The 13,226-nt window shown below is 39.0% G+C and carries 17 protein-coding genes and 1 pseudogene; 12 read left to right on the top strand and 6 right to left on the bottom strand.

The features are described 5' to 3' along the window. Positions 1 to 163: 163 nt before the first annotated feature. Positions 164 to 718 carry a hypothetical protein gene (locus VB713_RS27385; protein ID WP_323314638.1) on the top strand — a complete coding sequence of 185 codons (555 nt, stop codon included), beginning with the start codon at positions 164 to 166 and terminating at the stop codon, positions 716 to 718. A 72-nt stretch (positions 719 to 790) separates the two neighbouring features. On the opposite strand, the gene VB713_RS27380 is transcribed toward VB713_RS27385, so the two are convergent. From VB713_RS27380 to VB713_RS27370, 3 genes are all read right to left on the bottom strand, one after another. Beyond that, positions 791 to 2,194: an NAD(P)(+) transhydrogenase (Re/Si-specific) subunit beta gene (locus tag VB713_RS27380; protein ID WP_323314637.1), complete on the bottom strand. Its 1,404-nt coding sequence runs from the start codon at positions 2,192 to 2,194 to the stop codon at positions 791 to 793. Beyond that, positions 2,191 to 2,484: an NAD(P) transhydrogenase subunit alpha gene (locus VB713_RS27375; RefSeq protein ID WP_015214883.1), complete on the bottom strand. Its 294-nt coding sequence runs from the start codon at positions 2,482 to 2,484 to the stop codon at positions 2,191 to 2,193. The genes VB713_RS27380 and VB713_RS27375 overlap by 4 nt, the downstream gene beginning before the upstream one ends. Positions 2,485 to 2,547: 63 nt before the next feature. After that, positions 2,548 to 3,702 (bottom strand): Re/Si-specific NAD(P)(+) transhydrogenase subunit alpha, encoded by a 1,155-nt coding sequence (locus VB713_RS27370; protein ID WP_323314636.1) that lies wholly within the window; start codon positions 3,700 to 3,702, stop codon positions 2,548 to 2,550. Positions 3,703 to 4,438: 736 nt separating this feature from the next. Between VB713_RS27370 and VB713_RS27365 the strand changes: the two genes are divergently transcribed. The 9 genes from VB713_RS27365 (at position 4,439) to VB713_RS27325 (ending at position 10,920) form a co-directional block, all read left to right on the top strand. Beyond that, the gene (locus VB713_RS27365) at positions 4,439 to 4,951 is read left to right on the top strand and encodes a DUF2808 domain-containing protein (protein ID WP_323314635.1); all 513 of its coding nucleotides are present in this window, start codon (positions 4,439 to 4,441) and stop codon (positions 4,949 to 4,951) included. 147 nt (positions 4,952 to 5,098) lie between these two features. After that, positions 5,099 to 5,233: a 50S ribosomal protein L34 gene (gene rpmH, locus VB713_RS27360; protein WP_015209090.1), complete on the top strand. Its 135-nt coding sequence runs from the start codon at positions 5,099 to 5,101 to the stop codon at positions 5,231 to 5,233. Positions 5,234 to 5,258: 25 nt separating this feature from the next. Beyond that, on the top strand, positions 5,259 to 5,681 hold the full coding sequence (rnpA, locus tag VB713_RS27355; RefSeq protein WP_323314634.1) for a ribonuclease P protein component: 423 nt from the start codon (positions 5,259 to 5,261) through the stop codon (positions 5,679 to 5,681). Then, positions 5,668 to 6,054, top strand: a complete 387-nt coding sequence (locus tag VB713_RS27350; RefSeq protein ID WP_323314633.1) for a PH domain-containing protein — start codon at positions 5,668 to 5,670, stop codon at positions 6,052 to 6,054. The genes rnpA and VB713_RS27350 overlap by 14 nt, the downstream gene beginning before the upstream one ends. Positions 6,055 to 6,239: 185 nt before the next feature. After that, a complete protein-coding gene (yidC, locus tag VB713_RS27345) occupies positions 6,240 to 7,397 on the top strand; it encodes a membrane protein insertase YidC (protein WP_323314632.1) in 1,158 nt (385 codons plus the stop codon). A 2-nt stretch (positions 7,398 to 7,399) separates the two neighbouring features. Then, complete coding sequence (locus VB713_RS27340; protein WP_323314631.1) at positions 7,400 to 7,939, top strand: protein jag; 540 nt, start codon at positions 7,400 to 7,402, stop codon at positions 7,937 to 7,939. A 73-nt stretch (positions 7,940 to 8,012) separates the two neighbouring features. After that, positions 8,013 to 8,519, top strand: coding sequence for a DUF177 domain-containing protein (locus tag VB713_RS27335; RefSeq protein WP_323314630.1), 507 nt, complete (start codon positions 8,013 to 8,015; stop codon positions 8,517 to 8,519). 212 nt (positions 8,520 to 8,731) lie between these two features. Beyond that, entirely contained in the window at positions 8,732 to 9,970 is a 1,239-nt protein-coding gene (locus VB713_RS27330) for a DNA cytosine methyltransferase (RefSeq protein ID WP_323314629.1), read from the top strand. After that, complete coding sequence (locus VB713_RS27325; RefSeq protein ID WP_323314628.1) at positions 9,943 to 10,920, top strand: Bpu10I family restriction endonuclease; 978 nt, start codon at positions 9,943 to 9,945, stop codon at positions 10,918 to 10,920. The genes VB713_RS27330 and VB713_RS27325 overlap by 28 nt, the downstream gene beginning before the upstream one ends. A 231-nt stretch (positions 10,921 to 11,151) precedes the next feature. Here VB713_RS27325 and VB713_RS27315 read toward each other — a convergent pair whose 3' ends face one another. The 3 genes from VB713_RS27315 to VB713_RS27305 form a co-directional block, all read right to left on the bottom strand. Beyond that, a complete protein-coding gene (locus tag VB713_RS27315; protein ID WP_323314627.1) occupies positions 11,152 to 11,334 on the bottom strand; it encodes a hypothetical protein in 183 nt (60 codons plus the stop codon). A gap of 5 nt (positions 11,335 to 11,339) precedes the next feature. Further along, on the bottom strand, positions 11,340 to 11,813 hold the full coding sequence (locus VB713_RS27310; RefSeq protein ID WP_323314626.1) for a type II toxin-antitoxin system VapC family toxin: 474 nt from the start codon (positions 11,811 to 11,813) through the stop codon (positions 11,340 to 11,342). A gap of 61 nt (positions 11,814 to 11,874) precedes the next feature. After that, on the bottom strand, positions 11,875 to 12,117 hold the full coding sequence (locus tag VB713_RS27305) for a hypothetical protein (protein ID WP_323314625.1): 243 nt from the start codon (positions 12,115 to 12,117) through the stop codon (positions 11,875 to 11,877). Between the two features lie 196 nt (positions 12,118 to 12,313). Between VB713_RS27305 and VB713_RS27300 the strand changes: the two genes are divergently transcribed. Next, entirely contained in the window at positions 12,314 to 12,523 is a 210-nt protein-coding gene (locus VB713_RS27300; protein WP_323314624.1) for an AAA family ATPase, read from the top strand. Positions 12,524 to 12,729: 206 nt separating this feature from the next. Continuing rightward, a pseudogene (locus tag VB713_RS27295) lies at positions 12,730 to 13,226 on the top strand (ISLre2 family transposase); the annotation flags it as partial.

The following is a 13,226-nucleotide window of genomic DNA, read 5'->3' as shown; positions in this document are numbered from 1 at the left end:
ATCTTTTCTCAGTAGTTGTAACTTATATCTCTGTTTTTAGTCTAAACTCCAGTTAACACGAGATCATGTTTTTCCTTCTTCTTGGTATCCAGATACTACTCCTAACAATTTGCAGAGATGGACAGTTCCATCTTGTAGGAAATGCAATGAGGAATATGGAAGATTGGAAGAAGATTTACTGTTAAGGCTAGGTATGTGTATTGATATTGAAGATGCAAAATCTAGTGGAATTACAGATAAAGTATTGAGATCAATAGATCCAAACTATGCGACTGACAGAAAAGAAAAGCGAATAAGAGAGAGAAAAAGAGAAAAACTGATACAAGAAATAGTTAAATTTAAAGGAAGACCACCTGTACATGGATTTCTTCCAAATTTTCGATTATCAAATGTTTATTATCCAGAATATTTTTCTGTTCTAATATCAGCAGAGAAGTTAGAAAAGTTATGTCATAAAATAGTTAGAGGCATAACTTATATCACGGATTCTTCTTTAATAGAAAACTGCTTTGAGATTAATTTTTTTATTTTAGAAGATAAAGATGCTCAACCTGTACTAGAACACTTTCAGAAAAGTATTGAAAAATATGAGCTTCCAGGTATTAAAGTATTACGTGCTATGGCTGCGGATGACAAAAATTCTGGTTTCTATGCTATAGAAATATGGGGTAGATTAAAAATGTATTCCATCGTAAGACCACAACAGGTAGTTGGTTGAGTCAACGCGAAACAAACCTCTGCGTGAGGACAAAAAAAGGGCATAGTTCACAAACTACACCCCTACCTATGTCTAAAGCTGCTTCACCTCACTAACCAACTTAGCCACCATATCCTTAGCACTACCAAACAACATAGTTGTCTTATCCTTATAAAACAACTCATTATCAACACCTGCAAAACCAGCACTCATACCGCGCTTAATCACAATAGTCTGCTTTGCACGATCAACTTCCAAAATCGGCATCCCATAAATAGGACTATTCACATCACTACGCGCTGCCGGATTGACTACATCATTAGCACCAATCACTAACGCGACATCAGCTTGTTCAAACTGGGGATTAATATCCTCCATATCGTACAACTGCGTATAAGCCACATTAGCTTCTGCCAATAATACGTTCATGTGTCCTGGCATTCTTCCCGCAACCGGATGTATCGCATATTTCACATCCACACCCATGCGTTCTAGTTGATCTGCCAACTCGCGGACGCTATGCTGTGCTTGAGCAACCGCCATACCGTATCCTGGTACAATCACTACAGAACGGGCATAACCCAACATCATCGCCCCTTCTTCAGGATCGATACTGCGGACAGTTTGATTACTAGCACCAGCAGCAGCACCACCAGTAGCGGTAGAAACTGAACCAAAGGCACTAAATAAGACACTGAACAAAGAACGGTTCATAGCCTTACACATAATTTCAGTCAGGATGATACCCGACGCACCTACCAAAGCACCGGCGATGATTAACATATTGTTCATCACCACAAACCCAGCCGCAGCCGCAGCTACACCGGATAGGGAGTTTAACAGGGAGATAACAACGGGCATATCACCGCCACCAATAGGCAGTACAAACATTACACCCAACACTAGGGAAACAGCCACCACCGCTAAAAAGATGGGGAGGCTATCGGGTGACATGATTAAATATGCACTTCCCGCTAGATATGAACCCAATAGCAAGAGGTTAAATGGTTGCTGTAAGGGGAAGGTAATGGGTGTACCACTTACTAAACCTTGCAATTTGGCAAAAGCCAGAAAACTACCTGTTAATGTCACGCCACCAATCAACACATCCAATAACATGGAAATGTTGACATCGAGGGGAATCGGTTGAGAACTATCTAATAACCGCCAAAATTCAGCAACTGCAATAAGTGCGGAAGATGCACCACCCAAACCGTTGAGTAAGCCCACCATTTGGGGCATATCAGTCATTTGTACTTTGTAAGCTGCGATCGCACCAATAATAGAACCAATCGCCAAGCCTATCAATATCATCTCGTAATTTAATACCTGCTGATCTAGCAATGTGGCGACAACTGCTAACAGCATCCCCACCGCAGCGACAAGATTACCATTTCTGGCAGTAGCTGGTGAACCTAGTTTTTTCAAACCAAGAATAAATAATGATGCAGCGACTAAATACGTCAGCTGAATCCCAGTTGGTAAAAAGTCGCTCATGCTTTAACTTCCTTTTTCTTGAACATTTGTAGCATTCTGTCAGTGACGAGGAAACCACCGACAACGTTAACCATTGCCAAAATTACGGCAATTAAACCGAGAATTACAGATAAATTGGTGTTTCTCTCCCCAGCAGCTAATATTGCACCAATTACCGAAATACCAGAAATGGCGTTGGAACCGGACATTAAGGGGGTGTGGAGTGTGGGGGGGACTTTGTTGATGACTTCAAAGCCAATGAAGGAGGCTAAGACGAGTACGAATAAGGCTGCAAGTAATGCTTCTGTCATGATGAATTTTAGGTTGAGGAATTATGTCTCACGCAAAGGCGCAAAGGCGCAAAGGTAAGAAGGTTAAACTGCTACAGCTTGCAAAGCATCTTTTACTCGTTGGTTTCTAATTTCTCCACCATGCGTAACGCAAGCTGCGTCAACGATGTCGTCACCAAAGTTGATTTCCAATGCCTTGTCTTTAATTAGCAGTTGCATTAATGAGGTGACGTTCTTTGCATACAGTTGGCTGGCGTGTACTGGCATTGATGAGGGTAAATTGATGGGGCCAATGATTGTGACACCGTTCCAAACAATGTCTTTACCTGCTTCTGTACAAGCGCAGTTTCCACCCTGTTCTGCGGCTAAGTCTACTATTACTGAACCGGGTTTCATCTGAGCTACCATTGCTTCTGTTACCAGTTGTGGTGCTTTTCTTCCTGGTACTTGGGCTGTGGTAATTACTACGTCGGAGTTTTTGACGTGTTCGGCGACTAGTTCCTGGGTGCGTTTTTTACTGTCTTCAGAGATTTCTTTGGCGTAACCACCGGCTGCAACGGTTTCTTCTTCGAGTTTGACTTCGACGAATTTCGCCCCTAAGCTTTGCACTTCTTCTTTAACGGCTGGGCGAATATCAAAGGCTTCTACGACTGCGCCTAATCTTCTGGCAGTTGCGATCGCTTGCAATCCCGCTACACCTGCTCCCATAATAAATATTTTAGCTGGTGCGATCGTCCCCGCCGCAGTGGTTAACATCGGGAAATATTTCGGTAATGCCGCCGCCGCAATTAATACAGCTTTATAGCCCGCTAGTGAAGCCTGGGAAGACAAAGCATCCATACTTTGCGCCCTTGTAGTACGGGGAATTAATTCCATACTCAAAGCGGTAATTTGCCGATTTGCTAATTGTTGCGCTATGACGGGATTACCCAAGGGATTGAGGAAGCTGATTAAAACAGATCCGGCTTTGAGTAATTCAATCTCTGAACCTCCATTGTCTCTTTCCTGGGGAGGGCTAACTTTGAGTAAAATATCTGCTTCTGCCCATAATTTAGCAGTATCAGCGATAACTGTAGCTCCTGCTGCTTCATAGTCAGAATCACTGAAAAAAGCTTTCTCTCCCGCACCTGTTTCTACAAAAACCTCTAAGCCTTGTTTGACTAATCTGGCAACTGTGTCGGGAATCAATGCTACACGACGTTCACAAACTTCAATTTCTTTAGCAACTGCTATTCTCATGCAATCTCCTGAAGATAAATACCTAAATATCTACTAACTATGGAATTTCTCTGTTGATTAAGGATTTAACGCACTTATAAAGCATAGGTGAGTAATCTCAGCCATGAGTTCTTTTAGTAGATTTCACCTTTAACTTTGTCTTTCCCACCCTTATTTCTCCCAGCAAAGCTTCACTCTGCCGCTTACATAAGTCAAAATTCCAGATATTTGCACACAAACTAATTTACTTATTGCACATCTTATGGTTATTTCCTGATGTTATATCTATGTCTTCAGATTATTTTCGGGATTGATAATGTGGGGTCTTTCTGGTTGGCATCTTGAAGTATTCATCAAATTTCGTCGAATTGATATTTTTCCAATTAATTCTTAATTATTTAAACTTTCGTTGCTGTTGTTGAAAACTTTACAAAGTCCACAAAAACTGACAATTTACATTATGGCGAATTGAGGGGAGAAGTTTAAACGCAAAGTGGCGCAGAGGTAAGCGCAGAGGTACGCAGATAATTCCCTACGAAGTTAATGATCATGAAATGCTATGAAATTTATTAACTGGGTCAAAATTGTTAAATAAGCGACTGCGTATATCTAAGTAGGATGAATTTTTTACGTAAAAAGGCACTTTGACTTTTATTTATCGTCTATTGTGATGAATACAGTAGTAAAGTTTAGTTAAGAATACGAACTCTTTGTTACTTAAGATTATAATTTACCATTTCCTAGAGGAAGCGTAATTATGCGACGTGTACTTTCTGCCTTGGCTGTGACTGGCTGTTTATTGACGAGTCTTCCGGCTATGACTTGGGCGCAGAGCCTACCTGGTTTAACACTGTTTAGTGGTGTCAAAGGTGAAAATCAGCTACCCTTTCGATTGGATTTTGGCGGACAGACCAATTCCTGGGATAGATACATACTAAGACTTCCTGCCAAAAAAATGAAATTGGCAGTTGCTCAATTCGCCATTACTTATCCTAAGTATTACAAAGGCAGCTTTGATGCCAAAAAGGTTGAAGTCAGAGTTAAAGGAAAAAGCGTTCCCCTTTCTGAAGTGAAATGGGATAAAGAGGGACGGGTGCTGGAGATATTTCCTGAAGAACCAGTACCAGCAGGTAGTAACGTTGAGTTAGTTTTAAATAACGTGCAGAATCCAACCTTTGGGGGGATTTACTATTTTAACTGTCAGGTTCTCTCCCCTGGAGATGTGCCACTACTACGTTATCTTGGCTCTTGGATTATTAGTATTTCTTAAGCAGGGAGCAGGGGGAAATTTATTTATAACTTCTTCCTAGTCCCCAGTGCCTCAGCAACTCTATCCAGAAATCTGTTGAGATTGCCTGTAAAGTGGTAAGATAGCAGATTGTGACTTTTTATAAAAATCGTCTAAGAGGAGAACGATATGCAAAGAACATTGGGCGGTACTTGCCGTAAGAGAAAAAGAACCTCTGGTTTTCGCGCTAGAATGCGGACACCAGATGGCAGAAACGTGATTAGCGCCAGAAGAAGAAAAGGTCGTCATCGTCTGAGCGTTTAGGGTACATTCAGTCAATAGAGCAACTGTGGCTTTGCCCAAAGCATATCGACTAAAATCCCGCAGGGATTTTCAGGCAGTTTTCCGGGAAGGAATTCGGTGTCATAGCTCTCATTTTACTTTGAGAGCTTTAAAGCCGTCGCGTTCAAAAGAACCTTCTTTGGATACTGCCTCTGTAACTACACAAACAAATGGCAATAAAAATTTAGCCAGTACACAAATTGGCATTTCCATTAGTACCAAAGTCAGTAAAAGAGCAGTAGTTCGCAATCGAATTAAACGCCAAATTACAGGTGCTTTGTATCAATTATTGCCTAAATTATCCCCAGGATGGCGGCTAGTAGTGATTGTGAAGCCAAAATCAGCAGAATCTGAGTGCGTAAGCCAACAATTTCTGCAAGAATTAGAGCAGTTGTTGGCAAAAGCTGAGGTAATAAATGGGCATTCGTGAAGAAATTTATTATGAGGGTGGTCCCCATATTGGGGATTTAATTCTCAATCTGCTGATTGGTCTAACTGTGATTGGTCTACCATTAACTGTTGGGGCAATCGTGAGAGCGTTGTGGTTACGTTTCCGTATTACTGATCGAAGAGTTGGTGTAACGGGTGGTTGGCTGGGACGCGATCGCACTGATGTAATTTACTCAGAAATAGTCAAAATCGTCAAAGTCCCTCGTGGCATTGGCATCTGGGGAGATATGGTACTAACTCTCAAAAACGGTACTCGTTTAGAAATGCGGGCTGTTCCCAACTTCCTAGAAGTTTATGACTACATTAATCAAAAAATTGCTGCTAAAAACCCCGAATATAGCAGTTCTAAGTAGTCACAGTTCCGAGTTAGATATTTTTTCATTTTCACTTGACGATTTACTAACTCCACCACCACATTTAGCATTCTCTTTTCATATCATGTGCGGCTATCCGTAGCTCAGGGTAGTCGCTAACAAATCACGATTTAGATAAATTAGATTAAGTTCAGTTAACAGTACCTCAGGTTGGATTCAGAATAATGGATTTTGGTATCGGGTTCCTCTCGAACAACGTGATGCTGCCAATCATAGATTTTTTCTATGGTATTGTGCCTAGCTATGGATTGGCTATAGTTGCCTTGACATTGATCATCCGCTTTGCGCTCTATCCACTGAGTGCTGGCTCCATTCGTAGTATGCGACGAATGCGGATTGTGCAGCCCTTGATGCAAAAGCGCATGGCAGAAGTCAAAGAGCGTTATAAAGATGATGCTCAAAAGCAGCAAGAGGAAATGGTCAATGTCCAAAAAGAATTTGGCAACCCATTAGCAGGATGTTTGCCGCTGCTGTTACAGATGCCAGTATTACTAGCACTGTTTGCCACTTTGCGGGGTTCACCATTTGCGGGAGTTAATTATTCCGTAAACTTGCAAGTCTTCCCTGCTGAACAAATTGAGCAAATTCAACCCCAAGCCTTTGCCACTGCCCCACAAAATATTTATATTGCTGATGGGGATCACACCAAAATTACCGCTATTCTTCCCAGTGGTAACAAATTGGCTGTGGGAGAAAAAACTAAAATTCAGTATCAGACGGTAGAAGGCAAACCCTTTGATGTACTCTTGGCAGAACATCCAGAAACTAAGTTAACCCCTGAATGGAAAATTACCAAAGGGGAAGAAAGGGTCAGAATTGATGCTGAAGGCAATATAGAAGCCTTACAACCAGGAGATGTTGCCATCCAAGGTACAATTCCCGGACTAGCAGCAGATAAAGGATTTCTATTTATTGATGCTCTAGGTAGGGTAGGCGCACAAGATCCAGATGGTACAATCCACTGGGATATTGTAGCGATGATTGTCTTCTTTGGTATCAGTCTTTACGTTAGCCAATTGCTTTCTGGGCAAAATTCCAGCGGTGGTAATCCCCAGCAGGACACAGTTAACAAAATCACCCCAGTTATATTTTCGGGGATGTTTCTATTCTTCCCACTGCCAGCTGGTGTACTGATGTACATGGTAATTGGTAACGTTTTCCAAACCCTGCAAACCTACATTCTTTCCCGTGAACCTCTATCTGAGGAATTGCAAAAGATGGTAGCAGTCCAGGAGAAGGAAAAAGAAAAAGAAGCTGCAAGCGCAGATCAAAAGACATTGCCCTTTGAGCCAAAAAGTTCTAAGAAAAAGGCTACAGGCTGATTATGAGTGATATTTCCATGCAGCGTGGTGAAGAATGGTTAAAGCAACTGCTGCAACTCATTGGTGTTTCTACTAATGTTAAAGGTAATTTAGGGTCTGCTCCAGCTATCGGAGCAGATTCTCCAGAACCGGATAGCCACTGGTTGACAATTGAGCAAACCAATTTAATGCCGGAACAAATCAGGATTTTAATTGGTACTGGTGGTTCTGTGTTAGATGCAATGCAGTATCTAGCAAATTCGGTGCTGAACTTAAACCAAGCAGAAGATGAGCAAGCATCTTATACCATTGAATTAAATGGCTACCGCGTCAGACGACAAGCGGAAATTAACAATTTAGCGGAAATAGCGGTTCAAGAAGTGCGGTTTTCTGGTCGAGAGGTGGAAATTAAATCTCTCAGTTCAGCTGAAAGACGACAAATTCACAGCTTTTTGAAGGATTTTCCTGATTTGGAAACTTTCAGCCGTGGTAAGGAACCCCATCGCCATTTGGTGGTTCGTCCTGCGACTGAACCACCAACAGATCCTGGTTATGAGAGCTAAAATAAGAGATGTAGTGTCAGCAATTTTGCTGATGATCAACTGTAATTTTTCGTGAGGATTTCTCACAAATCCTATGGACGCTATTTTTATTCCGCAGCTAACTAAAGCCCCGGAGCGAACAGAGGAAATTCAAGTTAATGAGTCTCTGCCCGGACTGGAAACATTAACCCCGGTGCGTGGTACTATCCAAGTGCAGCATCAGGGTACTTATTTAGAGGTATCCAGTCAGGCAGAAACAATTATCACTTGTACCTGTAATCGCTGCTTGCAACAATATAATCAACGGTTGGCTGTTAATACTAAAGAAATTATTTGGTTAGAGGAAAATGCTAATCAAGCGGAACACTTACCGTTAGAAATGGAAGTGGCCGTAGAAGATTTAGTGGAAACGCTATCACCTAATGGTTATTTTTATCCTAGCGAATGGTTGTATGAGCAGATGTGTTTAGCTATTCCTCAGCGTCAGTTGTGCGATCGCAATTGTCCTGGTATTTTAGATACAGTTGCTAGTTCTGAGGAGATTATTGATAGCCGTTGGGCTTCTTTGCAAAGCTTGAAAAAGCAACTTCCAGAATCTTAAGTCATATCAATTGTTTACTTTAAGTTTTACAACTTATGTAGTAGTTTACTAACTTAAAATATGGCGTTTACCCGGAAACCTGGTTTCTTTTTGAAGCTGGGTTTCTTAATTTTTACTTGGCAAATTAAGTGAAATCGCTAATAATAGAATTAAAGGATATTGAATTAAAATATTCAGAAGTTCAACGCTATGAATAATTACAGTAATTGTTTATGATATCAGCGCAACCTGTTGCTATTGATTTATTTGCAGGTGCTGGAGGCTTTGGTTTAGGTTTTGAGATGGCAGGTTTTTCTATTCCGCTATCTTTTGAAATTGATGCTTGGGCTTGTGATACGCTGCGTTATAATCACCCTGAAATGACCGTGATTCAAAATGATATTCGTGACTTAAATGCTGCAAGCAGTGTTAAAGAAATCTGTCTCTACAAGCCGGATATTATTATTGGTGGTCCTCCATGTCAAGGTTTTAGTATTGCTGGTCCAGCAGAAAAAGACCCAAATGATCCTAGAAACACTTTATTCATTAACTTTGCTCAATGGATAAGTTTTCTGGAACCTAAAGCATTTGTCATGGAGAATGTGAAAGGTTTACTGTCACGCAAAAATGGTGAAGGGGTAAAGGTAATAGATATTATTAAAAAAACTTTTGAAGAACTGGGATATTTTGTAGAAGTATGGTTACTCAATTCTGCTGAATATGGTGTACCCCAAATTAGAGAGCGTGTTTTTATTGTCGGAAACAAACTAGGTCAGAAATTAGGTATACCGAAAAAAACACATTCCCTTAATTTATTAAATATTAATAGTTATCAATTATCGTTTGAGGAAATAAATTTAATCCCTGCTATTAATTTATGGGATGCAATATCAGATTTACCACCACTTAAGGCGCGTGAAGGTAAAGAAGAACAAGCTTATATATTAGAATCTCAAAATCATTATCAGGACTGGATCAGACATGGGAGCAAAATACTCTATAATCATGTAGCTATGGAACATTCTCAGAGGTTAGTAGAACGTTTTAAACAAATCAAATGGGGTGAATGTAGTTCAGATGTCCCAAAAGAATATGGTGCTAAACGCCGTAGTGGAAATGGTGAATTATCTAATAAAACTTATGACCAAAATAACCGACGTTTAAATCCCTCTAAACCAGCGCATACCATAGCTGCTTCCTTTTATGCAAATTTTATCCATCCTTTCCAGCATCGTAATTTGACAGCCCGTGAGGGTGCGCGTGTCCAATCTTTCCCTGATACTTATCGTTTTTTAGGAAAGAAAACTGTTGTATCTCATAAGTTATTACAACGGGAAAATAGATTTAATGAAAAGTTTCTTTGTCAGTACAATCAAGTAGGTAATGCTGTACCACCTCTTCTTGCTAAAGCAATTGCACTTCATCTTCAAGAAACATTAAAACTATGCCCACAACTGATAGAAACCCGTTAGTTCATGGTTCAAATCTGGAACAAAAGGAGAAACACCGCACAAAATACAGAGATGCTGATAGTAAAAAATATCTTCGAGAGATTAGAATTGAGTATGATAAATGGCACTTAGCTAATGTTAAATTAGTGGGTCCGACATCAACACCATCTGATAATGATGATGCAATTATTTCTAAAAGGTTAGAACTTTTATCAACATATAAGGATTTTTTAGATCAACAACATTATGCTGAGAAGTTTGACTCTCGCTCAAATCTTCACTCTAGTGTGTTGGAAGAATTTCTTTATTATTTATTTCGAGATTTAGCAAAAGATTTTGGAGAAAATGCTCTCATTGGAAAATCTCATACTTTCAAAGATATTTTCTTTGTTCCTCCAAAATATGCTGAGATGTTGAAACGTCCCTATGCACGTATTGAAAAGAAAGACCATGATTTTGTGATTGGTGCAACTATTGAAGCATCATTTGAAGCAGTTACACCACCTGAGGAAGAAGAAAATTCTGGTGAAATGCTGACAATTGTTAAAGAAGAACCTGAAAACTACTCAGAAGTTACAGTTATAGGTAATACAGAAACGCATATTTTTGATATTCCAGTTATTGTCATTGAATGTAAAACTTATCTTGATAAAACTATGCTCGAAGGTTCATCACGAGCCGCAGAGGATTTAAAAGCAAGAAATCCCAATAGTTTGTATATTGTACTAATGGAGTGGATAAAGTTGACAAGTGATGTCAATCTTCGGAAGTACAAGGTTGATCAGATTTATGTACTACGTCAGCAAAAAAACACTGACCGAGAATTTAGGTATGAAGAAAAATATATTAAAAATCCAATTAATCCAACTGTAGTTCAACATTTATTCCATAAAGTACGGAAGCATTTAACAATGGACTGGACTGGAGGAATTGAATATGGGATACAGCGCGGTTGGTTGATTGAAGAATAGTTATGTAAGTATTTCAATATAAAGTTGTGCGATCGCAATTGTCCAGGTATTTTAGATACTGTTGCTAGTTCTGAGGAGATTGTCGATAGCCGTTGGGCTTCTTTGCAAAGCTTGAAAAAGCAACTTCCAGAATAGTAAAATCAACTCAAGTAAGGAATTTGAGTTATGGCCAGTGAAACTATTACGACTCAAGGACAGGTAACTATCCCAAAATAAATTAGAGCGCCCGCACTAAATTTTATCCAGCGAATAAACATCCTTTAACAACTTTGGAGCATAAGAAACGAATTTTCTATTGCTCTTTTTTTCTTGTTCTTTTAAATCTTGATAAATTGCCTGTAAGTCATTATTAAATCGACTAGAATGGGCTTCCCTAATTTGATAAATTTCTTGTATAATCGGATCTTCCCACATAAGTTTTACCTCTCTATCAATTCTTCAGGGGTACAAATTATTACTGGCTCATAGCCTTTGGAACGACAAATGCGTTCAATTTCTCGCCTAATTATAGCATTAGCGATATGCTTACAATTCCATGTTAACAAATAATTGATACCATTGGTTACAGCAATAGCAATATGTAAAGCATCCTCAGCCGCTTTTTGTGGCATAATTTTTAAGTCAAGAAAAGCTTGGGATAGGCTCAGTGCATCCTCCGTAGTTGCTAATAATTCTATTTTTTCTAAGATTTTTAGTCTTTGTTCAGCGGCGATTGAGTCTCCAGCACTAGCTTCTTGAATAACTAGCTGTGAAGCTACCAAATCAAATGTTTCTCGATAATTTTGCCACCATTCTTGGGTAATTTGTTGATGTCCTGCAATAACAATATCTCGACTAGGACGAGAAGTTAGATAACTGATTACTGAAGTTTCAACATAGACTTTTTCTTTCATCTTTAATTTTCAATTTAGATATTTTTAACCATAATATATTAGTTGCTGAAAAGAAACATAATTAAAATTCAGCCAAGCCACGGGAAGATTGTACTATTTCTAAACATTCTTTAAGATCATCACCAACCCACTTTCCAGCATGGCGTAGAATTGATTTACCTGATCCTGGACGATGAGGTGGTTGAGGTTTTGAGAATTTGCTAGACTGTTTGTTTTTTATTGATTGGATAATATTAAGCGTTTCTATAAGCTCTGTTTCTGACATTGAGCTAATTTCTTGTATAAGTAATTCCTTAGTTGACATAATTTTTATCTCCCTATTTTCTGTATTTTAGCATTTTTGATATCAGCGATATCTACGGTAAGCTAGGCTAACTCTATTCGTCATTAACATCTGTTGAGTGTCTAACACACCGCTATACTGACTTTATTTAATTTTACTTGGCAAATTACGTACAATCGCCAATAATAGAATTAACTGAGTAAATAAATGACACAAGATGTATATCAAGAAGCTGCAAGTATTTAATTATAAGTCTTATTCCGACTCTGGCTCTGGGGAAATGGAATTTTCACCAGGTATCAATATTATTGTTGGAAAAAATAATGCGGGTAAAACATCTTTACTTGAGGTGCTGACTCTGGATTTTGAAAATCAGCGGCATAGAAGTTTAAAGAAATTACCTAACGGGAGCAACGCGATTTTGTGAAGTCGGGGAAAAACGTGCTTTTTGCTACGCTAACTACAGGCCTTGATGAAAATCATTAACGTAACAAATTAAGTCATTTTATACAAAACTTTTAGTAATATGCTTAAGTAGGTTGATCGGATTTTAAGTTTTGAGAGTGGTATTTCCTATTGTGGTCAAAAAAAAGGTAGGATTCCCAAAGATAAAACAGGAAAAGCCTACCATCAATGAAAAAAAATATATATTCAAATCTTGATTTGACTAAATCCTTGAACGATTTTCAAGGAAAAGTTACAAAACTTTTAGAAGTTACTAATATCAAAGAATGGAATGGGCAAACTTTTAAAGCTCGTGAAGAAAATATTAGAGAATCTGCATTAATATTGGCAGGAGAATGTATCAGCTTATTACTTCACAATCTGGCTCAATCTCAAGAAGCTCTATTGACAGCCATGAATCAAACCCAAGGTTGGTGGAATCAAACAACCAAAAAACATGGATATAAAACCAGACAAATATTAACATTAGGGAATGTTGAAGTCACACTGAAATTACCTTATGTAGTCGAAAATCAAAATCAAGCAGATATCGAGCCAGATAAAAATCAAAATAAAAAACCTATCAATACAGGATTCTGTCCATTTCTTAGATGGTTAGGAATAGAAGAAGGTTTAACTCCAAGTGTTTGGTCACACATTGCTCAATATGGTGCAATTGGTGGTTC

The sequence above is a fragment of the Anabaena cylindrica UHCC 0172 genome, from assembly GCF_034931625.1.
Taxonomy (GTDB): Bacteria; Cyanobacteriota; Cyanobacteriia; order Cyanobacteriales; family Nostocaceae; genus Anabaena; species Anabaena cylindrica_A.
The sequence above is the reverse complement of the archived record's forward strand: the minus strand, read 5'-3'. Positions and strand labels throughout refer to the sequence as shown.

What these genes read in the sequence shown, in the direction of transcription:
- VB713_RS27305 (WP_323314625.1), bottom strand. Translation starts at nt 12,117, where the DNA reads ATGTCAACTAAGGAATTACTTATACAAGAAATTAGCTCAATGTCAGAA.
- VB713_RS27340 (WP_323314631.1), top strand. Translation starts at nt 7,400, where the DNA reads ATGAGTGATATTTCCATGCAGCGTGGTGAAGAATGGTTAAAGCAACTG.
- yidC (WP_323314632.1), top strand. Translation starts at nt 6,240, where the DNA reads ATGGATTTTGGTATCGGGTTCCTCTCGAACAACGTGATGCTGCCAATC.
- VB713_RS27365 (WP_323314635.1), top strand. Translation starts at nt 4,439, where the DNA reads ATGCGACGTGTACTTTCTGCCTTGGCTGTGACTGGCTGTTTATTGACG.
- VB713_RS27300 (WP_323314624.1), top strand. Translation starts at nt 12,314, where the DNA reads ATGTATATCAAGAAGCTGCAAGTATTTAATTATAAGTCTTATTCCGAC.
- VB713_RS27315 (WP_323314627.1), bottom strand. Translation starts at nt 11,334, where the DNA reads ATGTGGGAAGATCCGATTATACAAGAAATTTATCAAATTAGGGAAGCC.
- VB713_RS27350 (WP_323314633.1), top strand. Translation starts at nt 5,668, where the DNA reads ATGGGCATTCGTGAAGAAATTTATTATGAGGGTGGTCCCCATATTGGG.
- VB713_RS27370 (WP_323314636.1), bottom strand. Translation starts at nt 3,702, where the DNA reads ATGAGAATAGCAGTTGCTAAAGAAATTGAAGTTTGTGAACGTCGTGTA.
- VB713_RS27375 (WP_015214883.1), bottom strand. Translation starts at nt 2,484, where the DNA reads ATGACAGAAGCATTACTTGCAGCCTTATTCGTACTCGTCTTAGCCTCC.
- VB713_RS27380 (WP_323314637.1), bottom strand. Translation starts at nt 2,194, where the DNA reads ATGAGCGACTTTTTACCAACTGGGATTCAGCTGACGTATTTAGTCGCT.
- VB713_RS27330 (WP_323314629.1), top strand. Translation starts at nt 8,732, where the DNA reads ATGATATCAGCGCAACCTGTTGCTATTGATTTATTTGCAGGTGCTGGA.
- rpmH (WP_015209090.1), top strand. Translation starts at nt 5,099, where the DNA reads ATGCAAAGAACATTGGGCGGTACTTGCCGTAAGAGAAAAAGAACCTCT.
- VB713_RS27310 (WP_323314626.1), bottom strand. Translation starts at nt 11,813, where the DNA reads ATGAAAGAAAAAGTCTATGTTGAAACTTCAGTAATCAGTTATCTAACT.
- VB713_RS27335 (WP_323314630.1), top strand. Translation starts at nt 8,013, where the DNA reads ATGGACGCTATTTTTATTCCGCAGCTAACTAAAGCCCCGGAGCGAACA.
- VB713_RS27325 (WP_323314628.1), top strand. Translation starts at nt 9,943, where the DNA reads ATGCCCACAACTGATAGAAACCCGTTAGTTCATGGTTCAAATCTGGAA.